Below are 18,337 nucleotides of genomic sequence, written 5' to 3'. Positions count from 1 at the left end.
TCTGGTCCGGCGGCGCGTCGCAAATGGATTGCAAAGGGGGAGGGCCCGGGGGCGGACGACTGCGGGCCGGGCGCGCGCCGTTCAGGCGCGCCTGGCGCGGCTGCGACTGGCGAAGCGCGCGCTGCCTGCTCTCGGGTATCTGCCTGTCGCTGGCGTCATGATCCTGGACGCGGTTCCTCCGGCTGGAGGCGCGTTGCTGGCCCTCTCACGCATCACTGTCGTTAGCTCCCTGACCGGCCTGTTTTGGCGCCTGGCGGCGCGCGGCCTTCTTCATTTGCGGGCATTCCCGGTGAAACCGGCTCACAGGGGACGCTCCATCTTTCTACCCTGGCGCACGTTCCGCGCGGTTGTCGCGCGCGGGTCGCGTGCTTCTCCTCACGAAACTTGGGCTCCCCATGCCCGCGCTGGCGCCTCATGTCCGCGAGCCGGCGGGCCCTCACGCCATCATGCCTGTGGCGCGGGGCTCATCAAGTCAAAATCGCGGCAGCCATGCCCTTACGTTATGGGGCGGGGCGCCGACCTTATTTGTGCGCATGCCCGTGATGGTGGCCGTGCGCGTGATCATGTCCGTGATCGTGGTCATGATCATGATGGTCGTGACCGCAGCCGCAGCCATGGCCATGCTCATGCTTGTGGTCATGATCGTGGGCGTGTTGGGCGCGCTCATGCCCGTGCCCGTGGTCATGCCCATGATGGTGGTGTCCGTGATCATGCCCGCAACAGTCATGCGCTGCGGCCCGGTCGGGACTGAAGGGGCGCTCCACCGGCGTCACCGCGCAGCCGAGGCCGCGGATGGCCTCGGCCAGCGCGCCGTCCGGCAGGATATAAAGCGCGTCCGCTTCCGCCTGGGCCAGCACATGGGCGCCGCCGGCCAGCAGGGCGGCGCGCAGCAACCGGGCCGGGTTCTCCGCCCGCACTTCCAGCACCCGCTCGGCGGCGGCCCGCACCAGCGCCAGGCTGCCGTCCTCCAGCTTCAGGGCGTCGCCATCGTGGAGCAGCGCGGCGCCGGGCAGCGCCAGATCGACGGGCAGGCCGCCGTCGCCGCGCAACGGTCCAGCTTCCCCCGCCTGCAGGTCGCGGGCCCGGTGATCGAGCGTGATGGTGTCGACGACGCGGTCGGCCTTGACGGCGGCGCGGCGGGTGATGGCGGTGGCGCGTGGCATGACGGTTCCTGACCCGAAAGAGTTTTCCCCTCATAGCACGCCTGCGCCCCGCGTTGAAAATCTCCCCTCCGGGCGGGCCGGAAGTCCCCGATCCGCGGGCGCCGGCCGAGGCGGTCGCGGGCGCCGGCGTAGTAGCCGAAATACTGGTTGATTCCCGGCGCCGACCCTGCTCATCTTCCGGTTTCGGATATCAAATAACAAATATTTGCCGGAGGGGTCCCATGGTCTTGCGTAATCTTGCCGAGGTCGAGGAACTGGAGCGGACGCCGCTCAGCGTCCATGTGCCCGAGCGCAGCGTTTACGAGCGTTTGCAAAACGCCTGCGCCCGAAATCCCGACCGGCTGGCTTTTCGCCTGTTGCGCGAGGGCCGTCCTGACGAGGAAACGCAGGACATCACCTACGCGCAGTTCGGCCGCCAGATCACCCAGGCCGCCAACATGTTCCGCGCGCTGGGCGTCGAGCCACAGGACGCGGTTTCCATGTTGATGCCGATCTGGCCGGCGACCTTCACCGCCATGTTCGGCGCCCAGGTCGCCGGCGTCGCCAACCCCATCAATTTCATGCTGGAGAAAGAGCATCTGGTCGCCCTGCTGCGCAGCGCCGGTTGCAAGGTGCTGATTGGTCCCGATCCCGACGTGCTGCCGGGCGTCTGGGACCGCATCGAGCAGATTCGCCACGAAATTCCGGGACTGAAGGCGGTGATGCGCATTGGCGGGCCGGCGGAGCGCCCGGGCGTCGACGCCTTGCACTTCGACACGGAGCTGACCCGTTACAACGGCGACCGGCTGGACTTCACCCGCGACGTCTCGCTGGACGATACGGCGTCGCTGTTCCACACCGGCGGCACCACCAGCGCCCCCAAGCTGGCCCGCCACACCCAGCGCGGCCTGCTGACCCAAAGCTGGACCAACGCGCTCGCCATTCTGGTTGGACCCGGCGATGAGCAGGTGCTGCTGAACGGCCTGCCGCCATTCCACGTGGGCGGGGCCACCTGCGCCGGCCTGGCGCCGCTGAGCCAGGGCGCGACCATCGTCATCATGACCTCGGCCGGCTATCGCAATCCACTGGTGGTGCAAAACCTGTGGGCTCACGTCGCCCGTTTCCGGGCCACCTGCCTCGGCATGGTGCCCACCAGCTGGGGGGCGGCGCTGAATGTGCCGGTCGATGGCCATGACGTCAGTTCGCTACGGATTACCCAGAGCGGCGGGTCGGGCATCGCGCCGGAAGTGGCCCGGGCGGTGAGCGCCAGGCTTGGCGTGCCCATGATGGAAGGCTGGGGCATGACCGAAACCCACGGCTTCGCCACCATGAACCCGGGCGCAGGCGAATGCCGCCTCGGCTCCATTGGCGTGCGCCTGCCGTTCTCTGAAGTGATTGTCGCGGAAGTCGTCGACGGCAAGGTGACCCGGGTTTGCGCGCCCAACGAAATCGGCAGCGTGCTGGTGCGCGGCCCGCAGGTTTTCGGCGGCTACACTGACCCGGACCAGGACGCCAAAGCCTGGGTGCGGCCGGCGGATGACGAGCAACGTCCGGCGTGGAGCGAAGGCGGGCGCTGGCTCGATACCGGTGACCTCGGCCGCATGGACGAGGACGGCTACGTCTGGCTGACAGGCCGCGCCAAGGACATCATCATCCGCAGCGGCCACAATATTGATCCGGTGGTGATTGAGGAGGCCCTGCACGCCCATCCGGCGGTGGAGGCGGGCGCGGCTGTCGGCCGGCCCGACGCCTACGCCGGCGAGATGCCGGTGGGGTTCGTCCAGCTCAAGGCCGGCGCCGACGCTGACCCGGAAGAAATCCGCGAGTTCATCCGCGGCCTGATCCCGGAGCGCGCCGCCGTGCCGGCCGAAATCTTCATTCTGCCGCAGATGCCGGTGACCGCGGTCGGCAAGATTTTCAAGCCGCAGTTGCGGCTGATGGCGGCCGAGACCACTTTGGCCCGCATGGCCCGGGCCGTGCTGGGCGAGGGCGCCGATATTGATGTGGAAGTGGCGCCCCACCCCAGGCATGGCGTGCTGGCCACCCTGCGCATCGCCGGGGCGGGGCAGGACGCGCTCGACGACCTGGGGCGCCAGCTCGACAAGCTGCAATTGCGCCACGTCATCGAGGCGCGGACGGCGGCGCTGTCCTGAACCGGCTCGCGGCGCGTCAGACCGGCCTGGCTGATGCGCCGCTGCCCGTCTGGAGATGCGCAGGTCCGGCGATCCCGCCTCCACGCGTCATGGCCGGAACGGTTCCGCCCACGCCAATCCCGGCGGCCATGAACGTGTCCACCTGTCGCCAAACCGGCGCGCGCCGCATCGGACGGGAGATGACGCGGCGAGGCGCCAGACGTTGGGAGGCGCCAGACGAGGCGCGTGTGCGCGCTCCGCCCTGTTTCCGTCAGCCCTGGGAACCGGCCTGCCCGCCGCGTCGCTCCAGCCTCTTCTCAGGAAGCGCTCTTGCGCGCCCCGGCGCGGGCTTCCGGTCGCGCGGCCCGGCTGGCGCGCCGCCTGGGGGCGGCGGGGGCTTCGGCGTCGGGCCGCGCCATGATTGCGTCGGCGACATCAACGATGCGCTGGCGCAGGGCGCCGTCGGCGCTGTCCATTACGCTTCCGCCCTTTGCCGCGCGCGCCAGCTCGGTTTGCAGCCTGGCGATGTCCGCCATCACCGCGTCCTGCTTTCCGTCGCTGGCCCCGGCTTCCGGCGCGCCGGCTGCTCCGGCCGGGCGCGAGGCGCTTTCGGCCGCCAGTTTGTGGCGAAGCGTCTGGCATTCGCCCTGGGTCTGGGCGAGGCGCTCGCGCAGGGAGCGGATTTCGGCTTCCAGCTTGCCAACGGCGCCGTTGGCGGCGCGGGCCTCGTCCCGGGTCTTTTCCAGGGCCGCGACCCGGTCAGCCAGGCGGGCGGCGTTGGCGCGGTGGCTGGCCAGGGTTTCCTGAAGCGTCCGCACCGCGTTCTGCTCAACCAGCAGCTCATCGGCGCGCCGTTCCGCCAGACGCTTCTGTTCGCCGGCCGCCGCCGAAATGGCGCTGATCCGCTGCTCCAGTTCGGCGATGGCCACGCGCTGGCTTTCGATGCGCTTGACGGCGTCAGCCTGTTCGCGCGTCAGCCGCTCCTTTTCGGCGCGGGCGGAGGCAAGCTCCGCGTCCAGGGAGGTCCGGTCCGTCGTTGTGGTTTCCACCTGTTTGCGGGCTTCAGCGAGGTCGGTTTTGAGATCCGCGTGCACCGCCTCCAGCGACGACAGCCTGGCGCGGGCTTCATCCAGCTCACGTTTCAGCGCATTGGCGAAGGAAAGCTGTTTGCCAGCGTCGCCCAGCGCCGCGGCCTTTTCTTCACGCAAACGGTTTTGCTTGCGCTCCATGTTGCGCGTGGCCACGGCGAATTCCGCCCGCAGGTGGTCGCGCTCCGCCGCCACCTCTTCCAGGGAGACGGGAAACATCGCCCGCATGCGGCGATTGGCCAGCCGCTCTGCCCGCTGGTTCAGCGCCGAGGTCAGCAACACGGCGATAAACCCGGCGACCAGAAAGCCAAGCGCGAAGAACATCGATTGCTCGACCACCAGTGACTCCCTGTCAGAACGGCCTGTGCGGCGACAGTTGCCAGAAAACCAGATTCGGCCCGCGCTAACAAATATAGCCTGCGCGCCGGGTTCAGTTTTGTCGCGCCGAACCTGTTTTCAGCGTCCGGTTTTATTTCTGGGTCGCGCCAGGATTATTGCCGGATGCGCCTTTTATACAAGTTTTCTCCTGAATGGGCGCGCGCCCGTCACACATCAGAAGGGGTTCCAGGTCGCGGTCGGCGTGAACTTCAGATACCCGATATTGACGCCGAGGCGCGCGCCGACGCCAGAGCGGATGGGCACCACAACCATATTATCCGCCACGGCCGCCGTCAGGCCGAAGCCGCCAATGAAATAGGCCGAGCCGTCAAGGCCGAGGAACCGCCGGAATATGCCGTCCATGGAGGGCAGGTTGTAGACCAGCATCATGGTGCGCGCGCCTTCGCCGCCCACATCGAAGCCAACGGTGGGCCCCTGCCAGAACACCTTCATCTGGCCCGCGTTGCGCGTGTAAAGCACGCCCTCGCCATAGCGCAGCCCGCCAATCAGGGCGCCGGAGCCTTCCTGCCCAAGGATGTAGCCGTTGGGCGCGCCCCAGCGCCGGAACGCTTCCTGAACGGTCAGTGCGATGCCGCGCGACACGGTGCCGAAGAAACTGTGGCCAGCCTGAACGATTTCCTCAGGCTGGAATGTCTCGTGTTGCTGGATCCGGGGGCCCTGTGCGAACGCCGGCGCCGACAGCAGCGCCGCCATGAAGATCAGCAGGGCTCTCAGGGTTGCTTTCATGGAATTCAGCCTCGGGTTTGGACAGGGCGGAGCGGAGGCGCCGCCATGCCAGAGTCGGGGTGTAACGACGTTTCCGGTCATGGCCGCCGGGCTCCAGGCCAGACGGCGCCCCCAGACAGGAGGCATGACTGAAAACCCCGCGGACGTCGCCGCGCCGCAGGCGTGAAAGACAATATGGAAACTGCCTCCCATCCTTGGCCGAAACGTGTCCGTTCCGGCCCAGCATGTCAGGTGAATTGCGTAGAATTCGTTGCCATTGGAAGAAAAAAAGCGATCCGCCTCCTGACAAGCTGCCCGATCAGGGCTGAAACAGCCCCAAAGCGCCGAAAACCTCGTCGCGGGTTTGCCCGGTGATGGCGCGGGCGCGCTGCACGCCCTGCCGAATCACCGCCCGGATATGGCCGGGATCACGGGCCAGGGCCGCCCTGCGGGCGCGAATGGGGGCCAGCAACCCCTGCAGCAGATCGTCCAGCCGGCGTTTCAGCAATGCGTCGCCCAGTCCGCCGCGTTGATAGTGCTCCTTGAGCCGCGCCACCTCCGCCGCGTCCGGGTCGAAGGCGTCGAGAAAGGCGAACACCACGTTGCCCTCGACGCGTCCCGGGTCGGCGGCGCGCAGATGTTGCGGGTCGGTGAACATGGCGCGCACCGCCGCCGCGATCTGTTCAGGCGTGGCCGAGAGCGGAATGGCGTTGCCGGATGATTTGCTCATCTTGTTGCGGCCGTCGATCCCCGGCAGCCGTCCCGCCGCCGGTATCAGCGCCTCCGCTTCCGGCAACACCGGGACGCCGGCGGTTGCGTTGATGCGGCGGACAATCTCGTTGGACTGCTCGATCAGCGGCGCCTGGTCGGCGCCAACCGGCACGAGCGTGGCGCGGAAGGCGGTGATGTCTGCGGCCTGGGCGGCCGGATAGCAGAGAAAGCCGGCGGGGATGTCGCGGCCGAAACCGCGCGCGCGGATTTCGTCCTTGATGGTCGGGTTGCGCTCCAGCCGCGCCACGGTGACGAAGTTCAGGTACAGCATCGACAGCTCGGCCAGCGCCGGCAGCTGCGATTGCAGGCAGATGGTGCTTTTGGCTGGATCGACGCCGACCGCGAGGTAGTCGAGCGCGATCTCCATCACCGCGTCGCGCACTTTGGCGATGTCGCCGGCATTGTCGGTCAGCGCCTGGGAATCGGCCAGCAGCAGGTACTGGTCGTGGGTTTCCTGCAGGGCGAGGCGGTTGCGCAGCGAGCCGGCGTAATGGCCCAGATGCAGTGGGCCGGTGGCGCGGTCACCGGTGAGGACGACCGGGCGGCCGGCGGAGGCGGCGCTGTTTGTTGGCGCGGCGCAACTGGTTGAGGTGGCGCAGGTGGTCATTGGCTGTTCTCCGTTGGGGGGCAGGCGCGCCACGCCGAACGGAAAAACAAAAAAGGCCGCCCGACGCGGCGGCCCGAACCTCATGTGCATGAATGCCCGACCGCTCCTTATGGGGAGCGGCGCCAGTTGCGAAGCATGGCGAAACGGCGGTTCATACCCGCTTGATGGGGCGGGCAGGCGCTGGAGTCAAGCCGCCCTTCAGATCAGGTTTCCGCAGGTTTCTCATTCGGGTCAGGCTTTTGGCCCCGCGTGCGTCAGGGCCGCCAGCGGGTCGCCCCAGGCGATGAACGGGCCATTGGCGAAGCCGCCGCGCCAGTCGCCATAGCGGAACATCCGGCCATCCGGTTCCGTCACCACGCCGCCCGCCGCCGTCAGCACCGCCTGGCCGGCGGCGGTGTCCCATTCCATCGTCCGGCCGAAGCGCGGATAAACGTCGGCCTCGCCGGCGGCGATGACGCAGAATTTCAGTGATGATGAGGCGTTGCGCCGGGCGCTCACCGGCATCCTCGCCAGCCAGGCCTCGGTGGCGGCGTCGCCATGGCGGGCGCTGGCCAGGGCGACGAGGCCGTCCTCCGGCGCCGGGCGCGTATGCAGGGAGCGCCAGGCCAGGGCGCCGGCCGGCGTGTTCAGCACGGCGTCGGCGGCGTGCGCCGTGGCGCCGCCGGTCCACGCCCGCGCCTGCGCCGGGGCGAGGATGACCCCGGCGATGGGCGCGCCGTCATGAATGAGGGCGATGTTCACCGTGTAACCGTCGCCGCCGGCGACGAACTCGCTGGTGCCGTCGATCGGATCGACGAGGAAAAACAGCGCGGGCAGCGGCCCGCTGGCTGCCGACGCGGTTTCCTCGCCCACCACGGCGACGCCAGGAAACCGCCGCGCCAGTTCGGCGACGATCAGCCGCTCCGCCGCCACGTCGGCGTCGGTGCAGGCGCTGCCGTCCGGCTTCTCGCTGGCGACGACGCCGCGCGCGGTGATGTCGCGAATCAACTTTCCGGCGGCGATGGCGACGTATGCGAGCTCGCGTGCGATGGCGTCGCGCCCCGCCTCATTGAGGCGCAGATTTCCAGCTTCGTCGGTGAACGCCATCTCCGGTTCCATCGCTGCCATCGTGTTTCCCCGCACAGAGCATTATTCTGTAAAGCGCGCGTCTGAGGTGAAGCCCCAGGGCGGGCTGGCCGCGACGGGCTTCACGCCAGATTGCCAGCGCCGCGCCGCCATGTAACACATCCGGTTCACTGCGGGAGTGATTTCCCCCCGGCGTCTGCGGGCGGCTTTCGACCGTCGGGATGGCCGGCCTGCTCGCGCGATCGCGGCGCCCCGGCCGGTCAGGCTTCCTGCGCCCCTTCTTCTTGCATAGCGGAGCCGCGCCCGGCGCTGCCCGCGCCGGAGATCGAGATGAATCCTGTGAGCCTCGACGCGCTCGACCTCGCCGCCCTGCTGTGCAGCCGGGTGTGCCACGATGTGATCAGCCCCGTCGGCGCCATCGTCAATGGGCTGGAGGTTCTGGAGGATGAAAAAGATCCCTCCATGCGCGAATTCGCCCAGGAGCTGATCGCCAAAAGCGCCCGCCAGGCGTCCGCCCGCCTGCAACTGTGCCGCATCGCCTTTGGCGCCGCCGGTTCGGCCGGCGCGGAGATCGACACCGGCGACGCCGAGCAGGTGGCGCGCAATTTCTTTTCCGACGACAAGACCCGGCTCGACTGGTCCGGCCCCCGGCTGCTGTTGCCCAAGAACCGGGTGAAGCTGCTGCTGAACGTGCTGCTGATCGCCGCCACCGCCATTCCGCGCGGCGGCCAGCTCCATGTGGAGATCGGCCCGGAAGGTCGCGCCTTTACCGTGCGCGCCCAGGGCGTGAACGCCCGCATTCCGCCACACGCGGAAGAGCTGATCGCCGGCGCCCCGGCCAGCGGCTCCGTGGACGCCCACGCCATCCAGCCCTACTATGCCGGCCTGATTGCCCGCGCGGCGGGCATGGCCGTCGCCTTCGCCATCCAGGGGGATGTGGTGACCATCAACGTGACGCCCGCGGGCTGAACCGCGCCGGCGGGGCGAGGCGCGCGGCGGCGCCCGCCTGCTCCCGCGCCCGGACAGCAAAAAACGCGGCGAGGCTGAAGCCTCCCGCGTTCGGTGCATCCGCTCATGTCCGGCGGGCGATTTCATGCCTCCGCCGACCGTTCTTCAGGCTTTTCAGGCGGAGATCCGCTCCTCGCCGGCCGGCTCGCGCAGCACGTAGCCGCGGCCCCAGACCGTCTCGATGTAGTTCTTGCCGTAGGAGGCGTTGGCCAGCTTCTTGCGCAGCTTGCAGATGAAGACGTCGATGATCTTCAGCTCGGGCTCGTCCATGCCGCCATAGAGATGGTTCAGGAACATCTCCTTGGTGAGCGTCGTGCCCTTGCGCAGGCTGAGCAGCTCCAGCATCTGGTATTCCTTGCCGGTCAGATGCACGCGCTGGCTGCTCACTTCCACTGTCTTGGCGTCCAGGTTGACCACCAGGTCGCCGGTGATGATCACCGACTGGGCGTGGCCCTTCGAGCGCCGGACGATGGCGTGGATGCGGGCGATCAGCTCGTCCTTGTGGAACGGCTTGGTCAGATAGTCGTCGGCGCCGAAGCCGAGGCCCCGCACCTTGTCTTCCGTGCCGGCGAGGCCGGACAGGATCAGGATCGGCGTCTTCACCTTGGCGACGCGCAGCGAGCGCAGCACCTCGTAGCCCGACATGTCCGGCAGGTTCAGGTCCAGCAGGATAATGTCGTAGTCATACAGTTTGCCGAGGTCGACGCCTTCCTCACCGAGATCGGTGACATAGACATTGAAGCTCTCGGACTTGAGCATAAGCTCAATGCTCTGCGCTGTCGCGCTGTCGTCTTCAATGAGCAGAACGCGCATCTCGGCTCCCCAACGTCGTATCGGTTATGGGCATGCGCCCTCCATGGCCGCCGTCGCCGCTACCGGCGCTGGCCGCCCTGTCGATCCGATTCGAAACGCTAACCACTAACGGTTAACAAAATCTGATTCAGGCTAGCAAGGTCGACTGTCAGGTGGTGACAAAAATGTGTCCATGCTGTTGAGAAATCAGATTTTTAGGTTCCAGAAAATAGTTAACGAACTGGATTAACGAATCGGCGCAAGTGATTCTGGCGACTCCGGCCTGCGCATCTGTCGCGGCCCGGCGTCGGTCATGCCAATCTGGTCGTCAATGGTAAACAAAATGTTGCCAACAGGCGCCAGAACCAGGGCGCCATGTGGACAGCCGCCGCCACGCGGTAAGGAAGGCTCAACCTTCCCAAGGCATTGTGCCCTGAGGTTTGGCGCCAGCGGCGCAAGCCCCCGCCACGCGTGGCGCCGGCCCACCCGGTGAAACGCCGCACGCCTTTAAGGAGGCTGCACATGGCCGGGCGCGTCGCCGGCCTTGGACGGGGAGCCAGGGACGCTCATGAAATCGCGTGATACATTGCTGCGGCTCAAGCGCTTTCAGGCCGATGGCAAACGCCGTCGCGTCATGCAGATCGAGACCATGGCGGCCGAGTTCGAGCGCATGGCCGCCGAACTGGAGCGTGAGATTGGTCAGGAAGAGGCGAGAACCGGCATCACCGACCCGGAGCATTTCGCCTATTCAACCTACGCCGCCGCCTCCCGCACCCGGCGGGACAACCTGCTGCGCTCCGCCGGCGAACTGAAGGCGCAGTTGCATGACGCCCGCGCTGAACTGGATGAAGCGCAGGAGGACCTGAAGGCCGCCGAGGCCATGGACGATCGCGAGCGCGCGGCGGACGAGTGGCGCCCCGGCCCGGTTCGCGCCGCCCGTCTGGGGGCCTGATCGCGGCCGGCCTCTCGCGCCGCCGCCCGGGAGCGCAACGCCGTCGCCAGCGGCGCGGCGCCGCGACCTCCGGCCACGCCCCTTCGGGCCACGGCCCTGGGTCCAGGGCCTTGTAACCCGTTCATTTCCTCCCATCTGAAGTTCTGGCTTGCGGCGTCTCCGGCGCTGGGGCACACCTGCAATGGCGCGCACTTTCCTTCCGGCGCGCATGACCCCGGGCCGGCTGGCAAATGAGAAAGTACGCAGATTACATCTGGCCCATTGTCGGCCTGTGCGCGGTCGTGTTCGCGGGCTGGCTGCTGTATCGCGAATTGTCCGGCATTTCCCTGGCCGAGATTTCCGGCGCCATCCGCGCCATTCCGCTGAAGAACTGGGTGGGGGCGATTTTCGCCACCATCGTCGCCTACGGCGCCCTGGCCTGGTACGACCGCATCGCCCTGTTGCATCTGGGCAAACATCTGCCCTGGCCGGCGATCTCGCTGGTGTCCTTCACCACTTACGCCCTGTCCCACAATATCGGCGCCTCGGTGTTCTCCGGCGCCATGGTGCGGCTGCGCGCCTATGGCGCCATGGGGCTTAGCCTCGCCGAGGTCGGCGTGCTGGTGGCGTTGTGCTCCTTCACCTTCGGCTTCGGCGCGGTGCTGCTGGGCGGCCTGGTGCTGGTCGGCGAGCCGGACATCATCCAGCGCCTGTTCAACATTCCCCAGAACTGGGCGTTTGGAACCGGCGTCGTCCTGCTGCTGCTCGTCGCGCTTTACGTTTATGGCTCGTGGAAGGAATTCCGCCCCTGGCGCATCGGCAATTTCTCGATCGTCTATCCGCGCATGCCGATCGTCGTCCGCCAGCTTTTCGCCGCGCCGCTGGAGCTGATTGGCGCCGCCGGCATCATCTATTTCGCCCTGCCCGACGTTTACAATCCGGGCTTCTTCATCGTTCTGGGCGTGTTTGTGGCGTCGTTCTGCGTCGCCCTGGCCTCCAATGCGCCAGGCGGCATCGGCGTGCTCGAGGCGGTGTTCATCATGGCCATGCCCGGCGTGCCCAAGGCCGACGTGCTGGCGGCGCTGCTGGTGTTCCGTCTGCTTTACCTGCTGATCCCGCTGGCCTTCTCGCTGGTGGTCGTTGTGCTGTTCGAGCGCTCCCGCCTGTCGAAGGTCATGCAGGAGCGCCTGGCCGAAGCCGGCAAGGAACGGCAGGGCGGCAGTCCCCATGACGGGGCCGCCGGGTGAGCCGCAGTGGCCCCGATCCCGCGCCGCAACCGGGGTTTGATCCGGTCGCCGGGGCAAAAGCCAGTTCAGCCATCCTTCGCGCCTGGCGCGCCCGGGTCGCCGACCAGTTGCTGCGTCCATTCGGTCCCGGCGCGCGCAAACGTCTGCGCCGGCTGCGGCTCGGGCTGCGGGCGCTGTCGGGCCAGGCTGGCGGCGGCTGGTTCATTCCCTACCGTCACGCCCGCCCGCAGGCGCGTCCCGCCTATCCGGCGCTGGAGCCGCTGTTCCACGCGGCGGCGCCGCGCATGACGGCGCTGCTGGCGGACATCGCCCGCCTGCGCATGGCCTTGCGCGCCATCCCGCCGTCTGGCCCGGGTCTGCGCTGGGGCCAGAGCTGGTTTCCCCGTCTCGACGCGGCGGCGGTCTACGCCATGGCGCGGCGGCTGCGTCCGGCGCGCATCATCGAGATCGGCTCGGGTCACTCCACCCGCTTCCTGGCCCGGGCGCTTGCCGACATGGGCGCCGATCCGGCGACGCTGCTGGCCATTGACCCCGCGCCGCGCGCCGCTTTGGCGGAAACGGGCGCCCGCCATATCGCCGCTCTGGTGGAGGACGTGGATCGCGGCCTGTTCGCCGGTCTGGGCGCCAACGACATCCTGTTCATCGACTCCAGCCACATCGCCATGCCCGGCTCCGACGTGGACGTGCTGCTGCTCGACGTGCTGCCGCGCCTGCCCGCGGGCGTTTATGTCCACATCCACGATGTCTTCCTGCCCGATCCCTATCCGGAAAGCTGGACCTGGCGCGGCTACAATGAGCAGACCGCTGTCGGCGCCCTGTTGCAGGGCGGGGGGTATGAGCTGGTTTTCGCCAGCCACTGGGCCAGCCGCAACCTGCCCGACGAGGTTCAGGCGGCTGTTGGCTGGCTGCCGCTGGCGGAGGGCGCCATGGAAACCAGCCTGTGGCTGCGCAAGACGGCCGCGCCGGTCGCCGGACAGGACGACGGTCAGGCCCCGGGGCGCCGCGCCCATCCCGCTTGACCTGGGCCTGCCGCCAGGTGCGCCAGAACTCCTTCACCGGAACTCCTTCACCGGGACCCAATGCGGCGGCCTCATCCAGTGTGGTCAGGCATGCGGGATGGAGCAGGAGATGCTGCCCGGACATGAAAAAAGCCGCCTTGCGGCGGCCAGGGCTCCAGAAACGGCGCTGTCCCCGCCAGGCCGAAGCCTGCGGGGACCGCCGTTTCACTGCCTGTAAAGCTGGATGCGCGTGGTGCGCAGTCCGGCAAGGCCATGCTGGTCGATCGACATCTGCCAGCTGAGGAACTCCTCAACCGTCAGCGTGTAGCGGCTGCAGGCCTCTTCCAGGCTCAGGAGGCCGCCGCGAACGGCGGCGACCACTTCCGCCTTGCGGCGGATAACCCAGCGTCTTGTGTCCGGAGGCGGCAGGTCCGCGATGGTGAGCGGACTGCCGTCTGGCCCGATCACGTATTTGACCCTCGGGCGGTGGGTTTCGCTCATGGTACGCTCATACACTCAATGATCCATGTCGATGAAGGCAATCTGGCACGCGCTGTTTTAAGAATTGCCTAAAGCAAAACCTTGGGTATTCCCGCGATGGAACGTGGTGAACAGTGTGTTTCCAGCGCGCTTCGGAATGATGTCTCCGGATGACCTTGCAGCCGTCGCCTGTGCCGGCGCGGGACGCCAGGGGGCGTGAGCCGTGGCGCCAGGAACGTTCCGGTCATACTTTTTCCGCAGGTCTGGACCATGGATGGCGGGCCCGCGCCGGCAGAAGGGGCAGTGGGGCAGGAAATGGCGCGGGCCGGGCCGACGCCGCCGCCCTGTAAGCCCTGACGCAGGCAGGTGGCGCCCCGCCGGCTTTGCGTTTATCACACGGGCGCGAACAGCGCCGGATGGCGGCGGGGGAGGCGGGAACGCCGGGCATTGCGCGGTTTGCCGCCGACGTCCGCCTCAGCCATCATGGCGCGGTTGCCGCCGCGAAGTTTGAAGAGCCAGGAACCGATGTCCGCCACGCCGCTGAACAGTCTCGATCTTCCCATGGCGCCGCGCGACACCCGCGTGGTCGTCGCCATGTCGGGCGGCGTCGACTCGTCCGTTGTCGCGGCGTTGCTGAAAGATCAGGGCTATGACGTCACGGGCGTCACCCTGCAGCTATACGATCACGGCGCCGCCGTGCATCGCAAGGGCGCCTGCTGCGCGGGTCAGGATATCCACGACGCCCGCCGCGTCGCCGACCGGCTGGGCATTCCCCATTACGTTCTCGACTATGAGGACCGCTTCCGGGAAGCGGTGATCGACCGCTTCGCCGACAGCTATCTGGCCGGCGAGACGCCGATCCCCTGCGTGGAATGCAACCGCACGGTGAAGTTCGCCGATCTGATGCGCACCGCCGTGGATATCGGCGCCCATGTGCTGGCCACTGGCCATTATGTCTCCAGCCGCCTGCTGCCGGATGGCCGCCGCGGCCTGTTCCGCGCCGCCGACCCGGACAAGGACCAGACCTATTTTCTCTACGCCACCACCCAGCCGCAGCTCGACATGCTGCGTTTTCCGCTGGGCGGCATGACCAAGAGCCAGACCCGTGAGCTGGCCCGCCATTACGGCCTCGCCGTCGCCGAAAAGAGCGAGAGCCAGGATATCTGTTTCGTGCCGAACGGCGGCTACGCCGACCTGATCCGCAAGCTGCGGCCGGAGGCGGCGACGCCGGGCGACGTCGTCCATGTCGACGGTCGCGTGCTCGGCCGCCACGACGGCATCATCCGCTTCACCGTTGGCCAGCGACGCGGCCTTGGCCTTGCGGGCGGCGAGCCCTTGTATGTGGTGGCGCTGGACGCCGCCCGCGCACAGGTGATCGTTGGCCCGCGCACGGCGCTGCTGACGCGTCGGGTGAAGCTGCGCGACATGTCCTGGATCGGCGACGGCGCCTGGGATGATCTGCCGGCGGGCGGGCTTGATGTGGCGGTGCGGGTGCGTTCAACCCGCGCCCCCGCGCCGGCCGTGCTGCGCCGCCGCGATGGCGTGGCCGAGGTGGAGCTTGCCGCGGGCGAGGAGGGCGTGGCGCCAGGCCAGGCCTGTGTGATTTATGACGGCGCCGGGCCGGAGGCCCGGGTGCTCGGCGGCGGCGTGATCAGCCGCGCCCCGCGCGAGGCGCTGGCTGATGCGGCGAGTGGCGCGCGCCCGGATGGCCGTCCCGCGCCGGCGGCCGGACGGCAGGCGGGCGCCTGACCGCCCGCAAGCCGGTGAACCTGGCCAGTCTGGTCAAAACTGCGTTTATCCTCCCGGGTTCGACGTATTTTCTTAACGTGGGACAGGTATCCGTCGCGCGCGCCGGCTTGTTGTGTAGAATCGGTTCCGACGCTGGCGCGGCCAGCTCGGGAAGGGCCGGCATATGAACGCGAAGCCGGGGACGTTCTGTGATCCGGCGGGAGGGACTTGAATGGGCGCCACTTCGGGCAACGGCGACGACGCGTCCGGGCATGGTTTCAGCCAGCCGGACACGTCGTCCATGAAGAAGGCGTATGCCCGCTGGGCTCCCGTTTATGATCTGACTTACCGGCGGCTGACCGCGCCGGGACGCCGCGCGGCGGTTGAGGCCGGGCTTGCCTGTGGCCGGACCATCCTGGAAGTGGGCGCCGGCACCGGCATGTCGCTGGAAGAATACCCCAGCGATTGTTCGGTCATCGCCACGGACCTGTCCGAGGACATGCTGAAACTCGCCATGCGCAAGGTGCGCGAGCAGGGGCTCGGCCATGTGAAGGGCGTTGTTGTGATGGATGGCTGCCATCTGGGTTTTCCTGACGGCGCCTTCGACGCTGTCAGCGCCCAGATGATGATTACGCTGGTGCCCGATCCGGAAGGCGCCCTGGATGAGTTCGCGCGCGTGCTCAGGCCCGGCGGCGAGATCATCCTCGTCAACCACTTCGGCGCTGACGGGGGCCTGCAGGCGCGGCTGGAGGAGGCCGTCGCGCCGCTGGTCAGCAAGGTGGGCTGGAGCTCTGCCTTCAAGATCGCCCGTCTCGACGCCTGGGCCCGCCAGCGCGGTGATTTCACACGCGTTGGCGTGCAGCCGCTCAACCCCTTCGGGTTCTTCAAGCTGGTGCGGTTGCGCAAGGCTGGCTGAGGTCCGCGCGCCGGCCGGACGAAGGGCCATTCGCCGCGCGGGCGCGAGCAGGCCCCGCGGCGCCCAGCAGGCCCCGCGGCGCAGCGGGCGCACGAAGCTCATGACGCGCCGTCCGCCCGCCATGTCGCCCCCCCCACCTTCCTGGCCCCCCGGCCTTCGGCCCCCTGAGCCTTCCGGGCTTCTGGGCTCTTGCCTCAGTCTTCCGGGTCCCTGGCCCTCCTGGGTTCCCTGGTTGCTTGGCGCCCCCTGGCCCTCTCTTGGGGCCCCTGGCCCTCTCTTGGGGTCCCCTGGCCCTCTTGGGGACGGGGCCAGCAAGCCCCCGGTGTTTTCACCCTTCCCGCCAGGTCCGTCGCACGGCGTCAACGCCATGTGAGGATAACTCGACCGGCGTTCTTGACAGGGCGCGCGATGCCCCCCTATATCCGCCCTGTCTTCGGTCCGGCCGCGTCTTCTGGACAGGTTGCCGGGTCGCTGCGGCGGGGTAGCTCAGCTGGTTAGAGCAGCGGAATCATAATCCGCGTGTCGGGGGTTCGAGTCCCTCCCTCGCTACCAAAATTCCCTTAGAGGAATCAGTATGTTAGTCGAAGGCCCGCCATGTTCTGGCGGGTTTTTGCGTTGTAAGGCGCTGCAAAAAAAGCCGTGCAATTTCAACGGTTACAAATCGGTGCAAATCAGTCCGTGCAACACGGATGCAACACGCCTACATCGAGCACATGTGAAGGCACCGCGTTCACCGAAGCCTCGGCTTTCCATTATGGCTGCCAGCGCCGCATCCACAGCGGGTCTTGCGACAACTCTGTCAGGTGGTCCCTCGGTACGTGCTGATGCTTCCTTTTTCACTACCGGAAGGACGGCCTCAAACTTCGCGATTGCGTTAGTTGCCATGGTGCTGGTGCGAGCCAGATAGCGGTCGAGAATCTCCTGCGCCCGACGCAGCGTGTGGCCAGTTATCGATGCCACCTCTGCCACCGTACAGCCGGCCTCAAACAACATCGTGACGGTTGTGCCGCGGATGTCGTGGAAGTGGAGGTCGCCGATATCCGGTTGCGCCTTGGCTGCTTCTGACGCGACTTCAGTCCAGCACTCATGGAAGTAGCGCTTCTGAAATGCCTTCTCGGTCTTTGTCAGAAGAATCAACGCACCGCGTTTCGGGGCGTGGTCGAGCGTCTGCTTCAGGGCTGCTGTGCAAGGCACACTAACAGACCGGCCTGTCTTGCCTTGCTTCAGGATTATCCGCTGTCCGTCATACTGAGACCACGCCATCTTGCGGATGTCTGCCTGCCGTTGCCCCGTGTGGAGCGCCAGCGCCATCGCAAGCTGCATGTGCGAATCTGCGGCCGCCATGAAAGCTGACACGTGCTCGGGCAACCAGATCTTGTCAGACCTGTCACTCGAATAAGCCCGTTCGAAGCTGTCCAGAACATTAACGGATAGGTCGCTGTCCTTCGCCGCCCATGACAGGACGCGCGCCAGCACGGTCACCCTGTTGTCAGCCTCGCGTGGCTTGTCCTGAGAAAAGTCGTCGTGCCACGAGAGGACGCGCTTTCGGAATGTTTTGCTGGCCAACGCTGCCAGAGGCACCGTGCCGAACTTTTCCGTCCAGAATTTCAAGACGCGCTTGTATTCAATCTGGGTGCTTGCGGCGAGTTTGCGCCACTTTGCTGTTTTCTCGAAGGAAGACACCAGCCCGGCTAGCGTGCCGTCAGTGCGCCCGGCTAGCGATTTTTCGGCATCTCCAAAAGAAGCCACAAACGCAGAAGATCCGGGCGCGCCTACAAGGCGCCTCCCAGATGCACGATGATAATAATAGGTGACGGTTTGGCCGCTGGCCAATTTCATTGTCACCTTGTTTATGCCCTTAAGCCGCACTCGCATTGTCAGCTTCCCATTGTTCGAATGGGCTGTGGATTGCAGGTAGGGGAGGGAGGTTGCCTATGCAGGGTGAAATTTCAGTAATCTGAAAATGCTGGACTCTATCGGTGTTTCCTAACGCGGGAAGTTTCGGCATGGTCGGGAAGCCAACAACCTATTGGCCATCCGTACCGCCCTGGAATCCGCCGGCGTGATCTTCCTGGAAGCAGGCGCCACGGTCGACGGCGGGCCTGGCGTAAGGCTGGCGACGAAGGAATAGTTGGCATGGCCGCTGACATCGCTCTGAGAGCAAAACTAATCCGCACCGACATCGGCATGGACTCGGCTTCGGCTATGTCAAAGCTGCTGGGGATGAGCCCCAACGTGCGGATTCCACGGATGATGGGCATCGATTCCACGCGATCGTGGGCATGGATTCCACGGCATCGTGGGCATCGATTCCACGCCTCGGGCAGC

General features: G+C 67.1%; 16 protein-coding genes and 1 tRNA gene. 9 read left to right on the top strand and 8 right to left on the bottom strand.

The window, feature by feature from the left end; all coding sequences use genetic code 11:
• Positions 1–521 precede the first annotated feature (521 nt).
• The gene (locus EV666_RS12460; protein ID WP_132008369.1) at positions 522–1,163 is read right to left on the bottom strand and encodes an urease accessory protein UreE; all 642 of its coding nucleotides are present in this window, start codon (positions 1,161–1,163) and stop codon (positions 522–524) included.
• Positions 1,164–1,384: 221 nt separating this feature from the next.
• Here EV666_RS12460 and EV666_RS12455 point away from each other — a divergent pair, with 221 nt between their 5' ends.
• Positions 1,385–3,295: an acyl-CoA synthetase gene (locus tag EV666_RS12455; protein WP_132008366.1), complete on the top strand. Its 1,911-nt coding sequence runs from the start codon at positions 1,385–1,387 to the stop codon at positions 3,293–3,295.
• Positions 3,296–3,591: 296 nt separating this feature from the next.
• Here the strand turns inward: EV666_RS12455 and EV666_RS12450 are convergent, their stop codons facing one another.
• The 4 genes from EV666_RS12450 to EV666_RS12435 all read right to left on the bottom strand — a co-directional run bounded on the left by EV666_RS12450 (position 3,592) and on the right by EV666_RS12435 (position 7,951).
• Positions 3,592–4,701, bottom strand: coding sequence for a coiled-coil domain-containing protein (locus EV666_RS12450; protein WP_132008363.1), 1,110 nt, complete (start codon positions 4,699–4,701; stop codon positions 3,592–3,594).
• A 213-nt stretch (positions 4,702–4,914) separates the two neighbouring features.
• A complete protein-coding gene (locus tag EV666_RS12445) occupies positions 4,915–5,487 on the bottom strand; it encodes a DUF1134 domain-containing protein (protein ID WP_132008360.1) in 573 nt (190 codons plus the stop codon).
• Positions 5,488–5,785: 298 nt separating this feature from the next.
• Positions 5,786–6,844 carry a tryptophan--tRNA ligase gene (gene trpS, locus EV666_RS12440; protein WP_132008357.1) on the bottom strand — a complete coding sequence of 353 codons (1,059 nt, stop codon included), beginning with the start codon at positions 6,842–6,844 and terminating at the stop codon, positions 5,786–5,788.
• 231 nt (positions 6,845–7,075) lie between these two features.
• On the bottom strand, positions 7,076–7,951 hold the full coding sequence (locus EV666_RS12435) for a 3'(2'),5'-bisphosphate nucleotidase CysQ family protein (protein WP_245514395.1): 876 nt from the start codon (positions 7,949–7,951) through the stop codon (positions 7,076–7,078).
• A gap of 288 nt (positions 7,952–8,239) precedes the next feature.
• Between EV666_RS12435 and chpT the strand changes: the two genes are divergently transcribed.
• Positions 8,240–8,878, top strand: a complete 639-nt coding sequence (gene chpT / locus EV666_RS12430) for a histidine phosphotransferase ChpT (protein ID WP_132008354.1) — start codon at positions 8,240–8,242, stop codon at positions 8,876–8,878.
• A 153-nt stretch (positions 8,879–9,031) separates the two neighbouring features.
• Here chpT and ctrA read toward each other — a convergent pair whose 3' ends face one another.
• Positions 9,032–9,730 (bottom strand): response regulator transcription factor CtrA, encoded by a 699-nt coding sequence (gene ctrA, locus EV666_RS12425; protein ID WP_132008351.1) that lies wholly within the window; start codon positions 9,728–9,730, stop codon positions 9,032–9,034.
• 547 nt (positions 9,731–10,277) lie between these two features.
• Here ctrA and EV666_RS12420 point away from each other — a divergent pair.
• The 3 genes from EV666_RS12420 to EV666_RS12410 all read left to right on the top strand — a co-directional run bounded on the left by EV666_RS12420 (position 10,278) and on the right by EV666_RS12410 (position 12,906).
• Complete coding sequence (locus EV666_RS12420) at positions 10,278–10,661, top strand: flagellar export protein FliJ (RefSeq protein WP_132008348.1); 384 nt, start codon at positions 10,278–10,280, stop codon at positions 10,659–10,661.
• A 230-nt stretch (positions 10,662–10,891) separates the two neighbouring features.
• Positions 10,892–11,887: a lysylphosphatidylglycerol synthase transmembrane domain-containing protein gene (locus EV666_RS12415; RefSeq protein WP_132008345.1), complete on the top strand. Its 996-nt coding sequence runs from the start codon at positions 10,892–10,894 to the stop codon at positions 11,885–11,887.
• Positions 11,884–12,906: a class I SAM-dependent methyltransferase gene (locus tag EV666_RS12410; protein ID WP_245514394.1), complete on the top strand. Its 1,023-nt coding sequence runs from the start codon at positions 11,884–11,886 to the stop codon at positions 12,904–12,906. The genes EV666_RS12415 and EV666_RS12410 overlap by 4 nt, the downstream gene beginning before the upstream one ends.
• A gap of 204 nt (positions 12,907–13,110) precedes the next feature.
• Here EV666_RS12410 and sciP read toward each other — a convergent pair whose 3' ends face one another.
• Positions 13,111–13,386, bottom strand: a complete 276-nt coding sequence (gene sciP / locus EV666_RS12405; RefSeq protein ID WP_132008342.1) for a CtrA inhibitor SciP — start codon at positions 13,384–13,386, stop codon at positions 13,111–13,113.
• Positions 13,387–13,890: 504 nt separating this feature from the next.
• On the opposite strand from sciP, the gene mnmA reads away from it, so the two are divergent.
• The 3 genes from mnmA to EV666_RS12390 all read left to right on the top strand — a co-directional run bounded on the left by mnmA (position 13,891) and on the right by EV666_RS12390 (position 16,561).
• The gene (mnmA, locus tag EV666_RS12400; RefSeq protein ID WP_132008339.1) at positions 13,891–15,114 is read left to right on the top strand and encodes a tRNA 2-thiouridine(34) synthase MnmA; all 1,224 of its coding nucleotides are present in this window, start codon (positions 13,891–13,893) and stop codon (positions 15,112–15,114) included.
• Positions 15,115–15,325: 211 nt separating this feature from the next.
• Positions 15,326–16,009 carry a class I SAM-dependent methyltransferase gene (locus EV666_RS12395; protein WP_132008336.1) on the top strand — a complete coding sequence of 228 codons (684 nt, stop codon included), beginning with the start codon at positions 15,326–15,328 and terminating at the stop codon, positions 16,007–16,009.
• 475 nt (positions 16,010–16,484) lie between these two features.
• Positions 16,485–16,561: transfer RNA gene (locus tag EV666_RS12390), tRNA-Met, on the top strand.
• 102 nt (positions 16,562–16,663) lie between these two features.
• On the opposite strand, the gene EV666_RS12385 is transcribed toward EV666_RS12390, so the two are convergent.
• A complete protein-coding gene (locus EV666_RS12385; RefSeq protein ID WP_132008333.1) occupies positions 16,664–17,884 on the bottom strand; it encodes a tyrosine-type recombinase/integrase in 1,221 nt (406 codons plus the stop codon).
• A 261-nt stretch (positions 17,885–18,145) separates the two neighbouring features.
• Between EV666_RS12385 and EV666_RS18455 the strand changes: the two genes are divergently transcribed.
• On the top strand, positions 18,146–18,337 hold a 192-nt coding region (locus tag EV666_RS18455), incomplete at its 3' end, for a hypothetical protein (protein WP_207906409.1).

The organism is Camelimonas lactis (genome assembly GCF_004342915.1).
In the GTDB taxonomy this organism is placed as follows: domain Bacteria; phylum Pseudomonadota; class Alphaproteobacteria; order Rhizobiales; family Beijerinckiaceae; genus Camelimonas; species Camelimonas lactis.
Note: the sequence above shows the minus strand (reverse complement) of the source record. Positions and strands in the feature narration are given on the sequence as shown.

What these genes read in the sequence shown, in the direction of transcription:
- EV666_RS12420 (WP_132008348.1), top strand. Translation starts at nt 10,278, where the DNA reads ATGAAATCGCGTGATACATTGCTGCGGCTCAAGCGCTTTCAGGCCGAT.
- trpS (WP_132008357.1), bottom strand. Translation starts at nt 6,844, where the DNA reads ATGACCACCTGCGCCACCTCAACCAGTTGCGCCGCGCCAACAAACAGC.
- EV666_RS12385 (WP_132008333.1), bottom strand. Translation starts at nt 17,884, where the DNA reads ATGCGAGTGCGGCTTAAGGGCATAAACAAGGTGACAATGAAATTGGCC.
- EV666_RS12415 (WP_132008345.1), top strand. Translation starts at nt 10,892, where the DNA reads ATGAGAAAGTACGCAGATTACATCTGGCCCATTGTCGGCCTGTGCGCG.
- ctrA (WP_132008351.1), bottom strand. Translation starts at nt 9,730, where the DNA reads ATGCGCGTTCTGCTCATTGAAGACGACAGCGCGACAGCGCAGAGCATT.
- mnmA (WP_132008339.1), top strand. Translation starts at nt 13,891, where the DNA reads ATGTCCGCCACGCCGCTGAACAGTCTCGATCTTCCCATGGCGCCGCGC.
- EV666_RS12455 (WP_132008366.1), top strand. Translation starts at nt 1,385, where the DNA reads ATGGTCTTGCGTAATCTTGCCGAGGTCGAGGAACTGGAGCGGACGCCG.
- EV666_RS12445 (WP_132008360.1), bottom strand. Translation starts at nt 5,487, where the DNA reads ATGAAAGCAACCCTGAGAGCCCTGCTGATCTTCATGGCGGCGCTGCTG.
- EV666_RS12435 (WP_245514395.1), bottom strand. Translation starts at nt 7,951, where the DNA reads ATGGCAGCGATGGAACCGGAGATGGCGTTCACCGACGAAGCTGGAAAT.
- EV666_RS12395 (WP_132008336.1), top strand. Translation starts at nt 15,326, where the DNA reads ATGGGCGCCACTTCGGGCAACGGCGACGACGCGTCCGGGCATGGTTTC.
- sciP (WP_132008342.1), bottom strand. Translation starts at nt 13,386, where the DNA reads ATGAGCGAAACCCACCGCCCGAGGGTCAAATACGTGATCGGGCCAGAC.
- chpT (WP_132008354.1), top strand. Translation starts at nt 8,240, where the DNA reads ATGAATCCTGTGAGCCTCGACGCGCTCGACCTCGCCGCCCTGCTGTGC.
- EV666_RS12460 (WP_132008369.1), bottom strand. Translation starts at nt 1,163, where the DNA reads ATGCCACGCGCCACCGCCATCACCCGCCGCGCCGCCGTCAAGGCCGAC.